This is a genomic window from Massilia phyllostachyos, from assembly GCF_021044825.1.
GTDB classification, from domain to species: domain Bacteria; phylum Pseudomonadota; class Gammaproteobacteria; order Burkholderiales; family Burkholderiaceae_D; genus Telluria; species Telluria phyllostachyos.
On sequence record NZ_JAJNOC010000001.1, the window covers coordinates 900,346 to 914,650 of the forward strand.

General features: G+C 67.9%; 13 protein-coding genes. 4 read left to right on the forward strand and 9 right to left on the reverse strand.

The window, feature by feature from the left end:
• Nucleotides 1–2: 2 nt before the first annotated feature.
• Nucleotides 3–2,768 (forward strand): golvesin C-terminal-like domain-containing protein, encoded by a 2,766-nt coding sequence (locus tag LQ564_RS03830; protein WP_231056746.1) that lies wholly within the window; start codon nucleotides 3–5, stop codon nucleotides 2,766–2,768.
• On the opposite strand, the gene LQ564_RS03835 is transcribed toward LQ564_RS03830, so the two are convergent.
• From LQ564_RS03835 to LQ564_RS03850, 4 genes are read right to left on the reverse strand one after another with little or no spacing between them, the layout of a single operon-like run.
• Complete coding sequence (locus LQ564_RS03835; protein ID WP_231056747.1) at nucleotides 2,755–4,788, reverse strand: S9 family peptidase; 2,034 nt, start codon at nucleotides 4,786–4,788, stop codon at nucleotides 2,755–2,757. The two genes, LQ564_RS03830 and LQ564_RS03835, sit on opposite strands and share 14 nt — an antisense overlap.
• A 10-nt stretch (nucleotides 4,789–4,798) precedes the next feature.
• Nucleotides 4,799–6,640: a hypothetical protein gene (locus tag LQ564_RS03840; protein ID WP_231056748.1), complete on the reverse strand. Its 1,842-nt coding sequence runs from the start codon at nucleotides 6,638–6,640 to the stop codon at nucleotides 4,799–4,801.
• 11 nt (nucleotides 6,641–6,651) lie between these two features.
• Nucleotides 6,652–7,569, reverse strand: a complete 918-nt coding sequence (locus LQ564_RS03845; RefSeq protein WP_231056749.1) for an ABC transporter ATP-binding protein — start codon at nucleotides 7,567–7,569, stop codon at nucleotides 6,652–6,654.
• An 11-nt stretch (nucleotides 7,570–7,580) separates the two neighbouring features.
• Nucleotides 7,581–7,991 carry a GntR family transcriptional regulator gene (locus tag LQ564_RS03850; protein WP_231056750.1) on the reverse strand — a complete coding sequence of 137 codons (411 nt, stop codon included), beginning with the start codon at nucleotides 7,989–7,991 and terminating at the stop codon, nucleotides 7,581–7,583.
• A 179-nt stretch (nucleotides 7,992–8,170) separates the two neighbouring features.
• Between LQ564_RS03850 and LQ564_RS03855 the strand changes: the two genes are divergently transcribed.
• Together LQ564_RS03855 and LQ564_RS03860 are read left to right on the forward strand one after the other, a co-directional pair.
• Nucleotides 8,171–8,491, forward strand: coding sequence for a DUF1330 domain-containing protein (locus tag LQ564_RS03855; protein WP_231056751.1), 321 nt, complete (start codon nucleotides 8,171–8,173; stop codon nucleotides 8,489–8,491).
• A 129-nt stretch (nucleotides 8,492–8,620) separates the two neighbouring features.
• Entirely contained in the window at nucleotides 8,621–9,100 is a 480-nt protein-coding gene (locus LQ564_RS03860; protein ID WP_231056752.1) for a hypothetical protein, read from the forward strand.
• Here the strand turns inward: LQ564_RS03860 and LQ564_RS03865 are convergent.
• Genes LQ564_RS03865 through LQ564_RS03875 form a run of 3 tightly spaced genes read right to left on the reverse strand, consistent with a single transcriptional unit; the run spans nucleotide 9,079 to nucleotide 11,557 of the window.
• Nucleotides 9,079–10,080: a hypothetical protein gene (locus LQ564_RS03865; RefSeq protein ID WP_231056753.1), complete on the reverse strand. Its 1,002-nt coding sequence runs from the start codon at nucleotides 10,078–10,080 to the stop codon at nucleotides 9,079–9,081. The genes LQ564_RS03860 and LQ564_RS03865 overlap by 22 nt on opposite strands.
• A gap of 11 nt (nucleotides 10,081–10,091) precedes the next feature.
• On the reverse strand, nucleotides 10,092–10,661 hold the full coding sequence (locus LQ564_RS03870; RefSeq protein WP_231056754.1) for a YdeI/OmpD-associated family protein: 570 nt from the start codon (nucleotides 10,659–10,661) through the stop codon (nucleotides 10,092–10,094).
• A complete protein-coding gene (locus tag LQ564_RS03875; protein ID WP_231056755.1) occupies nucleotides 10,649–11,557 on the reverse strand; it encodes a LysR family transcriptional regulator in 909 nt (302 codons plus the stop codon). The genes LQ564_RS03870 and LQ564_RS03875 overlap by 13 nt, the downstream gene beginning before the upstream one ends.
• A 71-nt stretch (nucleotides 11,558–11,628) precedes the next feature.
• Here LQ564_RS03875 and LQ564_RS03880 point away from each other — a divergent pair, with 71 nt between their 5' ends.
• Nucleotides 11,629–11,898: a hypothetical protein gene (locus LQ564_RS03880; protein WP_231056756.1), complete on the forward strand. Its 270-nt coding sequence runs from the start codon at nucleotides 11,629–11,631 to the stop codon at nucleotides 11,896–11,898.
• A 96-nt stretch (nucleotides 11,899–11,994) separates the two neighbouring features.
• Here the strand turns inward: LQ564_RS03880 and groL are convergent, their stop codons facing one another.
• Nucleotides 11,995–13,641: a chaperonin GroEL gene (gene groL / locus LQ564_RS03885; RefSeq protein ID WP_231056757.1), complete on the reverse strand. Its 1,647-nt coding sequence runs from the start codon at nucleotides 13,639–13,641 to the stop codon at nucleotides 11,995–11,997.
• 56 nt (nucleotides 13,642–13,697) lie between these two features.
• Nucleotides 13,698–13,988, reverse strand: coding sequence for a co-chaperone GroES (gene groES / locus LQ564_RS03890; RefSeq protein WP_231056758.1), 291 nt, complete (start codon nucleotides 13,986–13,988; stop codon nucleotides 13,698–13,700).
• Nucleotides 13,989–14,305 lie beyond the last annotated feature (317 nt).

Genomic DNA, 14,305 nt, shown 5'->3' on the forward strand with positions numbered 1-14,305 from the left:
AAATGAAAAGCGTTTCACGCCTCGCGCTGTCCGGATTGTTGTGCCTGACGACCCTGGGAGCCGCCGCCCAGGACATCGTCATCGATAACGGCGGCGCCGGCTTCGCCACCGCCGGCAGCTGGACCGCCAGCACCTTCGACGCCGGCTACCACGGCACGAATTACCTGCACGACGGCAGCGCCGCGGCGGACAGCGGCAAGTCCGCGACCTGGACGCCGACGATTCCCAACGCCGGCGACTACCTGGTCTACATGCGCTGGCCGGCGGCCCCCAACCGCCCCAGCGCCGCGCCGGTCGAGATCAAGCACGCCGGCGGCATCGACAGCGGCAGGACCGTCAACCAGCAGACGGGCGGCGGCAACTGGGTGCTGATCGGGCAATACGCGCTGGCGGCGGGAACCGGCAACTACGTGCGCATCCATGCGAGCAGTCCCGGCTACACGATCGCCGACGCGGTGCGCTTCGAGCCCGCCACCAGCACCAACGTGGCCCTCGACAAGCCGGTCTCCGTGAGTTCGACCGATGGGGCCAACGCCGGTGCGAATGCGGTCGATGGCGTCATCGCCGACTCCTCGCGCTGGCTGAGCGCCAATACCAATGGCCCGCACACGCTGACGGTGGACCTGGGCGCAAGCAGCACCCTGATCTGCGCCCACCTGCACACCGGCTACGGCGCCGGCAGCGCGGTGGCGAACGCGAAGCTGCAGTCCTGGAACGGCAGCGCCTGGACCGACATTCCCGGCTCGGCGATGAGCGGCAACAGCGACGTCGACGTGCAACTGCTGTTCACCAACCCGGTCACCACCAGCCGCGTGCGGCTGGTCGCGAGCGACAACGGCTATGTGCGGGTGAAGGAGCTGAAGCTGTTCTCCAGCGCCTTGTCGGGCTGCCCGGGACTGGGCAGCGCGCCTGTGCCGGCCGGCTCGCCGCGCACCGACATCCTCGTCAACCTGAGCGGCTACGACATCGGCAAGCCGAAGCGCTTCACCGCGCCGCGCATGGCGGACGGCACGCCGTTCTCGATCCTGCAGGCGGGCAGCGTGGTGCACAGCGGGACGATTACCGGCAACGTCGGCGACTTCAGCGACTTCAATCCGGCGGGCAGCCTGGAATATGTGATCCAGGCCGGCGGCAAGGAATCGTATCCCTTCACCATCGCGCCCAATTGGATCGAGCGGGTTTCCTATCAGCTGGCGCTGGACTTCATGATCGAGGCGCGCTGCTACAACAACGTCAGCAACACCTGCATCACGGGCCTGGCCTGGCGCGACTCGCACCAGTTCTCCTTCGAGGTCTCGACCCTGGTGCAGATGCTGATGTCGAATCCGAGCGCATGGGAGCGGCTGCCGCGCAAGGTCGCATACAGCTTCAACCCGTCCTACCAGACCCTGAACCCGCCGAACGCCAATGCGCCCGACATCGTGAAATTGATTCATTGGGGCGCGGACCGCATCCTGAAAGTGAACGGCGGGACCAGCGGCAACCATCCGCTGCTCAAGGGCGAGCTGGCGGCCTTCCTGTATGCCTGGCCGATGCTGAAACCCTGGATCAGCCAGGCGGACTACGAGCGCGTGCGCGACTACACCTTCGGCAACTGGGGCCATGCCGGCACCGGCAGCGTCGCGTGGTACGAACTGTCGCCGGCGCCGACCGGTAATATGTTCTCGACCTATACCGTCATGGGCAGCGGCAAGGGACAGTTCCCGCCAGGGCACTCGGTGGCGCCGAATCTCATGATGCATGCGGTGGCCCTGCGCGAAGGCCGCTCCGACGCCCAACTGTATCTGGATGCGGCCTACAACCAGGCGCAGTGGATCATCGCGAACCTCGACTGGGACGACCCCACGGCCACCAAGGGTCAGCGCATGAGCGAGCACAAGACGATGGAGGGCCTGGCCTTCTACCAGCAGATGTTCCCGGTCCAGGCACCAAGTGGACTGCTGGCGAAGATCGAGGACTGGGCCGCGGTGATGGTCGCGCGTTCGGAGAACATGTGGGACTTCCGCAGGTACAGCGCGACCCTGTGGGTGATCCCCGAGTACAACGAGCCCGGCAATGTGCTGGGCTTCCCGGCTGCGGCCCTCGCCGCCGTGCAGGTGCTGCCGGATGCGGCGACGCGCGAGCGCCTGCGCGAGATCGCGATGGCCCAGGTCGACAATGGTTTCGGGCGCAATCCGCACGGCCGCCACTTTTCCTACGATGCGGCGCGCGAAGTGGAAGGCGTCGAAGTCGGCTGGAGCACTTATCTCAACGGCGGCAATGGCCAGCTGATGGCGGTGCATGGCGTGATCGACGGCGCGCCCAAGGAAGCGGCCTATCCGTTCGCGCCGAACGCGGGCGCCGGCTACACCGAAGGCTGGATAGCCTTCAACACTGCGTGGAACGCCAGCCTGGCCTATATGGCGGGGGACGATACCACGCTCGCCGTCTTCAACAGCGGCTTCACCATGCGCCCGGCCACGCTCACCTATGGAAGCTTCGGCATCGAGCTGAAGGCGCCGCTCGACTTCGACTATGCCGCCGTCGAGACGGGCGTGGTCGACATCGTCACCAGCAACGGTGACATCGAGCGCATCGTGGTGACGGAAAAGTCGGCCAGCAGCTTCTGGTTCCGTAACACGGTGACATTGGCGAACGGCGCCCGGAGCGACGGCGACGGCGTGGTGCAGGCGCCGAACGGGGGCTGGTTCGAAGTCTCCTACGGCGCCGGCAACTTCCGCAAGACGGTGCGTTACCAGGCCAGCGGCGCGACGTTCAGCCGCCTGTGAGCAGGCCGGCGCCGTCGGCGCGCAAGGTGCGGGCGAGGTAGCGTTTCACTTCCTCGTCCGCCGGCGGCGCCGGCGGGCCGCCCAGGTAGCGCTGCAGCATCCGCAGCAGCAGGTGGGCCTGGGCGCGCCGCGCCACCGGGCTGCGCGGATTGTGGCCCTCGTCCGGATCGACCAGCACGCTGACCGGTTTCTTCAAGCCCTGCAGCGTGGCCACGTAGTCGACCACCAGCTCCACCTCGATCTTCTCGTCCTTGCCGCTGGCGACCACCAGCAGCGGCGCGCGCACCCGGTCGGCCAGGCGGCGCGGGGCGTCGCGCGCGATCGCATCGGTGTGCGCCGGGTCGATGCCCAGCGTGGCCAGGGTCTGCCGGAATGGCGGCTGGCCGGGGCGCGGCGGCTCGGCGGCCGAGACGCGCAGCGTGTGCGCGAAGTCGGGCGTCGGCTGGGCCGCCATCCCGAAGCGGAACAGGCTTGGGGTGTGGGTCAGCGCCAGCAGTGTCGCATAGCCGCCGAAGGAGCCGCCGATGATGGCGAGGCGCTTCGGGTCGCCCACGCCCTGCGCCAGCAGCCAGCGTACCCCGTCGACGATGTCGCGCTGGACCAGGCCGTTGCCGTAGTCGGCGCCCGGCGCCAGGGTGTAGCGCTCGCCGTAGCCGGTCGAGCCGCGGAAGTTCGGCTCGAACACGGCGAAGCCGCGGTTGGCCAGCATCTGCGAGATCGGGCCGTAGCCGCCGTCGACGTGGCCCCAGGGGCCGCCGTGGACCGCGGTGACCAGCGGCAGGCCGCGCGCCGGCAGGCCGCGCGGCAGGGTCAGGTAGCCGTGCACGGTCGTGCCGTCGGACGCCGGGTAGCGCAGCGCGATGCGTTCGGCAAGGTGCGCTTCGGCCGGCATCGTGGCGCGCGCGCGGACCTCGTCCAGCACCGGGCGGAAGGCATGCGTACGCAGGTCCAGCAGCCAGAAGCGCGCATGCGCGAGCCGGGCGCCGCGCTCGGCCAGCAGGCAGGAGTTCGCCGCGCAGGATTCGACCAGCAGGCCGCCGTCGGGGAAGCGCCGCCGGATCGCGGCTTCGATGCGCCGGCCTTGCTCGTCCAGGCCGGCCACGCGCAGCGCCGGTAGCTGGTAGGCGGCCAGCATCGGCTGGCCGGTCGTCGGCGAAGGGATCGTGGCGACCATGTCGGCCAGGCCTTGCGGGTCCTGGTGCAGCAGGCGGCGCGCGCCGCTGTCGAGGGCGATCTCCACCAGCGCCTCGCGGTCATCCGCATGCACGGTGCGCAGCAGGAGCCGCTTGCCGTCCGGCGACAGCGCCAGCGGCGCGCAGGTGCGCAGCGCTTTACAGCTGCCGAATTCGCGCCACGTAGCGCCATCGCGCCGCAACAGCGTCTGGCGGAAGTCCGCTTCCTGGCGCCGCAGCACCAGCGGCATGCCGTCCGGACCGGGCAGCCAGGCGCCCACGACGCCGGGGCCGTCGTACAGCACCGAGCGGGCGCCGTCGGCGGCGAGGCTGGTCAGGCGCGTCGTTCCGCGTACGCTGTCCTCGTGCTGGAGCACGACGTGGCGCGGCCGGGCGGTGTCGATTCCCAGCAGGCGTTCGCTGCCGTCCTTGGGGAAGGCGGCGATGCGGCCACCGGCGCCGTCGCGCACGCCGATCGCCGCCACGCCGCCGGCCTGGCTCACGAACAGCACCGCGCCGTCGCGCGACCACTGGATGCGGTCCTGCGGATCGAGGGCGAGCAGCGGGCGCGCGGCGCCGCCCGCCACCGGCATCACGCTCAGTTCAGCCTTGCCGTCGATCTCCTCGAGCCAGGCGAGCTGCGTGCCGTCGGGCGACAGGCGTACCTCGCGCAGCCGTTCCGGCGCATCGAACAGCGCGGGAGCGAGCAGCGGCGCCTTCGGCAGCGCGGCGTTGCGGGCAATCGCCTCGTCCAGCGGCGCGGCGTGGGCGTATGAGATGGCGAGCAGCAGCCCGGCCAGCAGGCGTGCGCCGGCCCGCGCCTTCGCGGCGCTATTCAAGAATCGCATGGAATCTCCTTTAGGCGTGTGCGGGGATGCCTGCTGCCGCCGGCTCGGGAATCGTGCGCGGCCGGCGCGGCAGGCGCGGCTCCAGGATCCACATGGCGGCCACGCCGGGCGGGCCGAGCACCAGCGCGGCGGCGGTCCAGGCCAGCCTGCGGCGCGGCCGATCCCCGCGCAGGCGCCAGGCGGCCAGCCCGGCCGACAGCAGGGAAGCCATCACCGCCGCGGCGAGCACGGCGCCGGGACGTCCGGCATCAAGAATCGGCGTCGACGGCGCATCCGCGATCTGGCCCTTGTCGAGCAGGCGTTCCGGCAACGTGGCGATTGCATGGACCACCGGCGAGAGCCACCAGTCGCGGTGCTCGAACAGCAGCGGGAAGTCGTGCGCGAGCTCGCGCACGGACACGGTCTGCACCCGGCCGGCCGTGTCGACGAACAGCACGTGCTGGCGCGAACCGGTCTCGCCCCAGGTCATGCGGCGGCCGAAGTTGAACGACAGCAGGGTGCCGTCGAGCAGGCGCGCCACGTCCACCCGGCCAAGGTCGCCGAACGGGCCGGGCAGGGCGACGCTGTAGCGTTCTTCCATGCGCGCCTGCGGATCGGCGTTCCTGCGCAGGGCGATCAGGCGCTGGTTGGTCAGCACGAAGCCCTGGCGGCCCACTTCCTGGATGCCGCCGGTCAGGACCTCCGGTGCGCGCACCGACACCAGGGTGGTGGCGCGGCCGGTTTCGGTCTCCAGCTGCAGCAGGTGCTGGCGCGTCATCAGGAACTTGCCGGGGATGACCGGCACCGAATCGAAGGGTTGCGGGTCATTCATGCCGTTCATGCCGAACCAGCCGCGCGGCGCATCGGTGTGCATGTCGCGGCCCTCGTACATCATATGGTCGTGGTTGAAGGTCCACATGATGTTGTGGGCGCCGTCGCCCCACTGGGTCTTGTCGAGATTCGCGATCGCCCCGCGCACCGGATGTGCGTAGCCTTCCGGCTCGACCTTGCCGACCTCCAGCAGCGCCAGCTGGCGGGTCCAATGCGCGGCGCGCGGATCGTGCGCGTCCTTCAGCGCGCGGCGCAGGTTGCCGGCGCCATCGGTGCGGATCAATTCGGTGCGGCCGCCGGGTGGCGGCACCGGGCGGTTGATCGGGCTCTGGCCGAGCAGCATCTGGCCGGTCTGGAAGACCGCCGCGCCGCCCCACAGCAGCAGGCAGTAGCAGCCCAGCACCAGCGGGATGCCGGCGGCGAGGCGGCCGGGCAGGCCGGCGGGCGGCGCGGTGCGGTCCGGCTTGAAGGCCGTCCAGGCCAGCGCCGCCATCACGGCCACGCCCAGCAGCGCCGGGAGCAGCAGCGCGGCGCCGGAAGCCAGGTGCCAGCTCAGGAGCACGGGCACGAACAGCACCACGAAGGCGCCGCGGCGGCCGCTCAGCATCAGGTAGGCGCCGCCCAGCCAGGCGGTAAAGCTGGTGAGCAGCAGGTGCAGCGGAATCAGGTAATGGCGCGCGTCCACGGTGTTGCCCGTGTACTGGTCGATGCCGGCGATCACCAGCAGGGCCGGCAGGGCGACCACGAACACCAGCACGGCGAACGAGGCCAGCGCCAGCGCGCCAAAGATGCGGCTTGGTGGGAGCGGGCGGTGCATCAGCCACAGCCAGCGGCTGGGCTGGCGGTAGCCGCTGAACTGGAATACCGCGAAGGCGAGTCCGGCGACCGCGCTGACCAGCAGGAACAGGGTCTGCCCCTGCCATTGCTGCTGCAGCGGTTCGGCCACGCGGGTGGAGAACTGCAGCAGCACCAGCCAGACGGCGGCCGCGATGCAGGCCAGGTTGCGGAAGCGCCGGCACTCGGCGATGAACAGGTCTTTCATGGCGCGCTCTTTCAGGCTGCTGCGGACAAGGGAGGAACGCCGGCATGGCCGCGCGCGAGGAAGCCGTTGACGGCGCGGTCCAGGCTCACCGGCATGCACTGGGCCGTGCGCGCGCCCATCAGGCGCAGCCGCGCGCCGAAGTCCTCGCCGCCGTCGAACACCACCAGGTGGGTCAGGCCATCGATGACGCGCAGTTCCAGCACGCCGGGCAGGTGCCCCGCATCCGGTTGCTTGAACGGGAAGTCGGCGATCCACAACGCCACGCGCTCGCAGAAGTCGCCCGGCGGCGACATGTGGCGCAGCACGCCGCGCTCCATGATCACGAGGTTGTCGGCCACGCGCTCGATCTCTTCCATCTGGTGGGAGCAGTAGACGACGGTGGCGCCGTCGTCCAGGCTCGTTTGCAGCAGGGCGTCGAGGAAGGCGCGCTTGGCGACGACGTCCAGGCCGAGCGTGGGCTCGTCGAGGATCAGGAGTTCCGGACCCTGGGCCAGGGCCAGCGCCAGGCTGACGCCGGCGCGTTCGCCGCGTGACAGCTCCCCGATCTTCTGGGCGTCGCCGACGTTGAAGTTGGCCAGCACCTGGCGGTAGCGCGTTTCGCTCCAGCCGGCATACAGGCGGCCCTGCATGGCGGCCAGCTCGCGCACCCGCATCCAGGCGGGCAGCGTATGTTCTTCGTTGACGAAGCCGATGCGCGCCCGCAGTTGCGGCGGGATCGCGCGGCTGTCGCAGCCGAGCACCCTGGCGCTGCCGCTGTCGGCGCAGGCGAAGCCCAGCAGGACGCGGAACAGGGTGGACTTGCCGGCGCCGTTGGCGCCGACGATGGCGTGCACGCCGCCGCGCGCCAGGCGCAGCGACAGCTTGTCGATGGCCTGCTTGCCGCGGTAGGCCAGGTTCAGGTCCGCGGTTTCGATGACGTGGTCGTTCATGGGGCGGCTCCTCAGGCGACCTTGCGCGGCAGGCAGGCGGCCAGCTCGGCTTCGACGCGGCCGAGCACTTCGGCGCTGGAGTAGCCGAGGCCGATCACGTCGCCGGTGAAGCGGTCGACGGCGTCATCGAGACGGCGCGCGCGCTCGGCGTCGGACAGCAGCTGGCGCGGCGGCAGCACGAAGAGCCCGAGGCCAGCGCGCGATTCGACCCAGCCGCCCGAGGCCAGCTCGCCGTAGGCCTTGGCCACCGTGTTCGGATTGATCGACAGTTGCTGGGCCAGGCCGCGCACGCTGGGCAGGGCGGCGCCGACCGGCAGCTCGCCGCTTGCGATCAGGCGGCGCACGCCGTCGACGATCTGGCGGTTGATCGGCCGGGTATCGCCGGTGGCGATGTTCAGCATCAAGGGGGTACGGCGGCTCATGGGGGGGCTCCTGACTGTACTATTACACGTAGTACAGTAGCATCCGGTTTCCCAGGCGTCAACATATGCATGGGCTTTTGGGAAGCGCGGCGATTACCTGCGACGTCATTGTCGGCAGTGCAGGTCAACGGGATACTTCGGTGGAACAACCCGCTCCCGATTTTCAAAGGATACGAACCATGACTGCCTATGCCGTTGGCTTACTAAAGGACATCAATATGGGGCCGGACATCGTCCAGTACCTCGAACGGATCGACGCGACGCTGGCGCCGTATCGCGGCCGCTTCCTGCTGCATGGAGAGAAGCCGGAAGTGCTCGAGGGCAGCCTGGAGCAGGACGTCGTCGTGATCGAATTCCCCGATCTCGACCATGCGCGCGCCTGGTATCGCTCGCCGGCCTACCATGACATCCTGCCGCTGCGCACAAGGAACGCGACCAGCACCGTGTTCCTGGTCGACGGGTTGCCGGCGGATCACCTGGCGACCGACATCCTGGCATAGCTGCCCAATGTTCCCGGCACTGCAAGGCAGCGGCTTGCGCCGGCATGAGCGGTCGCGAAGTCGGTGCAGTACCGTACCGACCGCTGCGGGACAAGGACGTATGTTGAAACCCTGACTGGAGGATTTCAAATGCAACGATACGCAGCAGCAGTGACGGGCGGCCTGATCGCCGGCGTGCTGACGACCGCCGTCATGGTCGCCGGGCGCAAGAGCGGCCTGTTGACCAAGACGCTCGACCGCGATGCGGTCGACTGGATCGACGACCTCACCGGCTCGCGCGAGGTGATCGGCGACACCGGCACCAGCATCGTGGAATTCACCAACCATCTGGGCGCGTCGGCGGCGTTCGCGCTGGCGGTGCCGAAGCTGCGCGAGGCGGCGCCGTCGCTGTCGCCGGTTGCGATCGGCGCGCTGTACGGCACCGCGCTGTACGCGGTGAACATCGGCGCCATCGCGCCGCTGCTCGGCATCACCGAAGGCGAGGTCAAGGCGGGGCCGCGCAAGGCGAGCGAACGCTGGGCGGTGCACGTGCTGCAGGCGGTGGCGACGGCGGTGCTGGCGGAGCGGCTGGAGGACAGGCCGGCAGGTCACGCTTCGCGCGCCGTGTAGCCCATTGCGGCCAGGCGCTCCTGGATGATCGTGTCCTGTCCTCGCTTCCCGGTATGAAACGCCAGGGTGCGCAGGGACGCGGGAAAGTCCTGTTCGATGAACGCGTCGACGTCGATGCGCGTCTTGTAGATGCGCAGATGACGCAGCCGCGCCAGGTGGGCGAGGCCATCGAGGCGGCCGAGGTTCTGGCAATTCAGGATCTCGAGGGTTTCCAGTCTGCCCAGGCGCTCGCCGACATCCAGGTGCCGGAGCTGGAGCTGGTCGTCGATCGTCAAGCGTTGGAGGTTGACGAAGTCCTTCAGGTTGTCGAAGCTGCCGAACCCCCTGACCCGGACGATCTCCAGCGATGTGCCGGCGAAGTCGTGGACTTCGTCCAGGCTGGCGCGTCCGCCCAGCAGCAGGCGTAGTTCATCCAGGCAGGGCAGGAGATTGACGAATCCGATCGGGGCGCTCGCGGGCAGGTTGAGCGACAGGCGCGTCAAGGCGCGGGCTTGTCCGACCGCGGCGAGGTTCCTGGTATGTCCGCCGATGAACAGGCTCTCCAGCATGCGGTAGGCGGACAAGGCCGCAAGGTCCAGGTTCTTGCGCCTGGTCTGGGCGAGGGTCAGGGCCGACAGGCGATGCAGGTTGTCCCAGCAGAGGAAATCCATGTCGTCGAGCTCGAAGATGCCGACACTCAGTTCCGAGAGGTGTTCGAGCTCCTTCAGGGTGTCGAAGTTGCTCACCTTCGTCAGGCAGTCCAGGTACAGGTTCCTGACCGCGCCCAGGTGGCGCAGGTGCGCGCAATCGAAGGCCTTGAAGTAGTGGCCGTAGAAACGCACGCACAGCTTGTCGCCCAGCGCCTTGCACTGCTCGTTGAGGAAGGCAAGGGAGGCGGGCGTGTAGACCGGTTCCACGTATTGCACGGTCACCGTCTGGCCGGCCTGGACGGCTTGCCGGATCTGGTCGAAGTCGGACTCCTGCGGATTGTCGATGCGCATGCACGGTCTTCTCAGCTCAGGCGCTTGCCGGCCGCGCAGGCTTGCATGAGCTGAGCGAGCCGGCCCGCGCGCGTTTCTTCCTTCTTCGCGTTCGTGATCCAGTGCAGGATGGTCTTGCGGTAGCCGGGTGGGCAGGCCTCGAAATAATCCCAGGCCGCCGGTTCGCGCCGGAAGCGTTCACGTTCGGCTTCCGATAACGCCGGCAGGTCGCTGCGCTCGTGCGAATAGACTCCGGACTTCGCCTCCGAACGCAGCGCAAAGGCGGCTTCGCCGGCCGGCAGCATCTTCCCCTGCGCGCGCAGCGCGTCCATCTTGGCGATGTTCACCACGCTCCAGATCGACGAGGGCTTGCGCGGCGTGAAGCGGATCGAATAGGTATCGTCGTCGATGCGGCGGCGCACGCCGTCGATCCAGCCGAAGCACAGGGCTTCGTCGACCGACTCCGGCCAGCGCATGCAGGGCTTGCCGCTGCCGACCTTGTGGAAGCCGACCAGCAGTTCGGTTTCGTTGGCGGCGTGCTGTTCCAGCCAGGCGCGGAAAGCCTGGGCATCGGCGAAGAAGGTCGGGGTCATGGCGGACATGATGCGGGCAGTTCGATGGCGGTGCGCAGGAAATCGAACATCGCCTTCATGCGGCCCAGGTAGCGGGTGTCGGGGTGGGCCAGCACCCACAGGCCGATGTCGAGTTCCGGCAGCGGGCCGTCCAGCAGCGTGGCCTGCGGATGGTCGCGCATCACCGCCAGCGGCACGACGCCGACCCCGAGGCCGTTCACCACGGCGCCCGCTACCGCGAGCAGGTTGCCGACCTTGTGGCGCGGCGCGGCCTGCGGGTAGTGCTCGCGGCGCCAACCCTGCGAGGGGTGGTCGGGCAAGCTGTCGTCGAGCGTGATCCAGTCCATCTCGCCGTAGTGCTTTCCTTCCGGCTGCGCCGCCAGGTAGTCCGTGCCGGCGTAGACCGCCGAGCGCATCGTGCCGAGCCGGATGCCGACCAGGTGCTCGGGCGGGTCGTTGGTGACGCGGATGGCGATGTCGGCTTCGCGCTGGCTCAGGTTGACGAGCACGTTGGTGGTCGCCAGCTCCAGGTCGATGCGCGGGTGCTGGGCGGTGAAGCGCGCCAGCACCGGCAGCAGGACCGCGTGCAGCAGCGTGTCGGTGAGGGTGATGCGCAGCAGGCCCGAAGGCTCGCTGGCCTGGTGGAAGGCGGCCTCCCGCGCTTCCTCGAGCTGGGTCTCGATGCGTTCGGCGTGGCTGGCCAGCACGCGGCCCAGTTCCGTCGCCGTGTAGCCCTGGCGGCTGCGGTCGAACAGCAGCTCGCCGATGTCCTTCTCGATGCGCTTGATGGCGCGGAAGACCGTGGAGGTGTCGACCTTCAGGCGCTCGGCGGCGCCGGCCAGGGTGCGGCCGCGGTGCAGGGCAAGCACCAGTTCCAGGTCCTGCAGGCCGAGTTGCGATTGCAGCTGTGCATAGGATGGTTTCATGGATGCCTATTTTATATGCGTCCATGCATCGATAGAGTGAGGACTCCACTATCCACTTCGAAGGAGCCGCCATGAACCAATCCGTCCACCTTGCCGCGCTGCTGTTGCGCCTGACTCTCGGCGCCCTGTCGTTGGCGCTCGGATTCCTGACGCTGGCGGCGCTCGCCAGTGGGCCATTCGCGCTGGCGCTCATGGCGCAAGGCTTGCCGTTGCCCTTGAGCTGGCCCGCCGTCCTGGCGGAATTCGGCAGCGCGCTGGTGTTTCTCGGCCTGCATGCGCCGCGGCCGCGCCGTGTTGCCGGCCGCGCCAGGGCTGGGCTCGTGTCCGAATGTCAGACCTGACACCGTCTTTGGTCCTGGAAAGAAAAAAGCCTGCAGGGTTTGCACCCGGCAGGCTTCGTTCGCGATGGATGGCGCTGGCAAGCGCCATCCGGCACATTACATCATGCCGTCCATACCGCCCATGCCGCCCATGCCACCCATGCCGCCCATGCCGCCGGCCGGCTTGTCTTCGGTGACTTCCGAGACCATGCAGTCGGTGGTCAGCATCAGGCCGGCGATCGACGCTGCGTTCTGCAGGGCCGAGCGGGTGACCTTGGCCGGATCCAGCACGCCCATTTCGACCATGTCGCCGTAGGTGCCGTTGGCGGCGTTGTAGCCGTAGTTGCCCGAACCACCCAGGACAGCGGCGACCACGACCGACGGCTCGTCGCCGGCGTTCTGGACGATCATGCGCAGCGGCTCTTCCATGGCGCGCAGGACGATCTTGATGCCGGCGTCCTGGTCAGGGTTGTCGCCCTTGACGTCCAGCGAAGCGCGCGCGCGCAGCAGGGCCACGCCGCCGCCCGGGACGATGCCTTCTTCGACGGCAGCGCGGGTTGCGTGCAGCGCGTCTTCCACGCGTGCCTTCTTCTCTTTCATCTCGACTTCGGTGGCTGCACCGACGCGGATCACGGCAACGCCGCCGGCCAGCTTGGCCACGCGTTCCTGCAGTTTTTCGCGGTCGTAGTCCGAGGTCGCTTCTTCGATCTGGACGCGGACCATCTTGACGCGCGCTTCGATCGATTCGGCGGCGCCGGCGCCGTCGATGATGATGGTGTTTTCCTTGCCCACTTCGACGCGCTTGGCCTGGCCCAGTTCGTTCAGGGTGACTTTTTCCAGGGTCAGGCCGACTTCTTCGGCGATCACCTGGCCGCCGGTCAGGATGGCGATGTCTTCCAGCATGGCCTTGCGGCGGTCGCCGAAGCCCGGTGCCTTGACGGCGACGGTCTTCAGGATGCCACGGATGTTGTTGACCACCAGGGTTGCCAGCGCTTCGCCTTCGATGTCTTCGGCGATGATGACCAGCGGACGGCCGGCCTTGGCGACTTGCTCCAGCACCGGCAGCAGGTCACGGATGTTCGAGATCTTCTTGTCGCACAGCAGGACGAATGGGTTCTCGTGGACGGCGACTTGCTTGTCCGGGTTGTTGATGAAGTACGGCGACAGGTAGCCGCGGTCGAACTGCATGCCTTCCACGATGTCCAGCTCGTCGTTCAGCGACTTGCCGTCTTCGACGGTGATGACGCCTTCCTTGCCGACTTTTTCCATCGCCTCGGCGATGCGCTCGCCGATCGAGGTTTCCGAGTTGGCCGAGATGGCGCCGACTTGCGCGATCTCTTTCGAGGTGGTGGTCGGCTTGGCGATCTTCTTCAGTTCTTCGACGGTGGCGGCGACGGCCTTGTCGATGCCGCGCTTCAGGTCCATCGGGTTCATGCCGGCGGCGACGAACTTCATGCCTTCGCGGACAATGGCTTGCGCCAGCACGGTCGCGGTGGTGGTGCCGTCACCGGCGTTGTCGCTGGTCTTCGAGGCGACTTCCTTCACCATCTGCGCGCCCATGTTCATGAGCTTGTCCTTCAGTTCGATCTCTTTCGCGACCGAGACGCCGTCCTTGGTGACGGTCGGGGCGCCGAACGAGCGCTCCAGCACCACGTTGCGGCCTTTCGGGCCCAGGGTGACCTTGACCGCATTGGCCAGGATGTTGACGCCTTCGACCATCTTGGCGCGCGCTGCGTCGCCGAACACTACTTCTTTAGCTGCCATTTCTTGTTCTCCGAATTCGAGTATGGGTGGGGTGGAGTGTGATTACCGGCTGAAGATTACTGGTTGACGACGGCCATGATGTCTTCTTCGCGCATGACCAGCAGTTCCTGGCCATCGACCTTGACGGCCTGGCCCGAGTACTTGCCGAACAGGACGCGGTCACCGACCTTCACTTCCAGCGGACGAACCTGGCCATTGTCCTGCACCTTGCCGTTGCCGACGGCGAGGATCTCGCCCTGGTCCGGCTTCTCGGCGGCCGCATCGGGGATGATCAGGCCGGATGCAGTCTTGGTCTCCTGGTCGAGACGCTTCACGATAACGCGATCGTGCAGAGGACGAAGGTTCATGCAAAACTCCTTAATTTTCAATGGTTTGACTAGCTATCGAAGGCCGCCACCGTGGGGCGCCGGCCTGGAAATTGGTGCTGCGCTTGTTAGCACTCTCTGCCAACGAGTGCTAATTATAGGGATCATAACACCCCATTTCAAGCGTCAGTGTGCGTGGGCGAACCGACTTTTTTGACAGCTCACAATGTAATAGGGGGCTGTGACCATCAATCGCATGGTCACGCCGACAATAGCCGGGCAGGGTACACCGCTTGGCGCGCCCGCGCCGCACGCCTGCGATTCGGTTGACTGAAAAACCATCTCGGTCCTATAGTGTC

What these genes read in the sequence shown, in the direction of transcription:
- LQ564_RS03830 (WP_231056746.1), top strand. Translation starts at nt 3, where the DNA reads ATGAAAAGCGTTTCACGCCTCGCGCTGTCCGGATTGTTGTGCCTGACG.
- LQ564_RS03835 (WP_231056747.1), bottom strand. Translation starts at nt 4,788, where the DNA reads ATGCGATTCTTGAATAGCGCCGCGAAGGCGCGGGCCGGCGCACGCCTG.
- LQ564_RS03840 (WP_231056748.1), bottom strand. Translation starts at nt 6,640, where the DNA reads ATGAAAGACCTGTTCATCGCCGAGTGCCGGCGCTTCCGCAACCTGGCC.
- LQ564_RS03845 (WP_231056749.1), bottom strand. Translation starts at nt 7,569, where the DNA reads ATGAACGACCACGTCATCGAAACCGCGGACCTGAACCTGGCCTACCGC.
- LQ564_RS03850 (WP_231056750.1), bottom strand. Translation starts at nt 7,991, where the DNA reads ATGAGCCGCCGTACCCCCTTGATGCTGAACATCGCCACCGGCGATACC.
- LQ564_RS03855 (WP_231056751.1), top strand. Translation starts at nt 8,171, where the DNA reads ATGACTGCCTATGCCGTTGGCTTACTAAAGGACATCAATATGGGGCCG.
- LQ564_RS03860 (WP_231056752.1), top strand. Translation starts at nt 8,621, where the DNA reads ATGCAACGATACGCAGCAGCAGTGACGGGCGGCCTGATCGCCGGCGTG.
- LQ564_RS03865 (WP_231056753.1), bottom strand. Translation starts at nt 10,080, where the DNA reads ATGCGCATCGACAATCCGCAGGAGTCCGACTTCGACCAGATCCGGCAA.
- LQ564_RS03870 (WP_231056754.1), bottom strand. Translation starts at nt 10,661, where the DNA reads ATGTCCGCCATGACCCCGACCTTCTTCGCCGATGCCCAGGCTTTCCGC.
- LQ564_RS03875 (WP_231056755.1), bottom strand. Translation starts at nt 11,557, where the DNA reads ATGAAACCATCCTATGCACAGCTGCAATCGCAACTCGGCCTGCAGGAC.
- LQ564_RS03880 (WP_231056756.1), top strand. Translation starts at nt 11,629, where the DNA reads ATGAACCAATCCGTCCACCTTGCCGCGCTGCTGTTGCGCCTGACTCTC.
- groL (WP_231056757.1), bottom strand. Translation starts at nt 13,641, where the DNA reads ATGGCAGCTAAAGAAGTAGTGTTCGGCGACGCAGCGCGCGCCAAGATG.
- groES (WP_231056758.1), bottom strand. Translation starts at nt 13,988, where the DNA reads ATGAACCTTCGTCCTCTGCACGATCGCGTTATCGTGAAGCGTCTCGAC.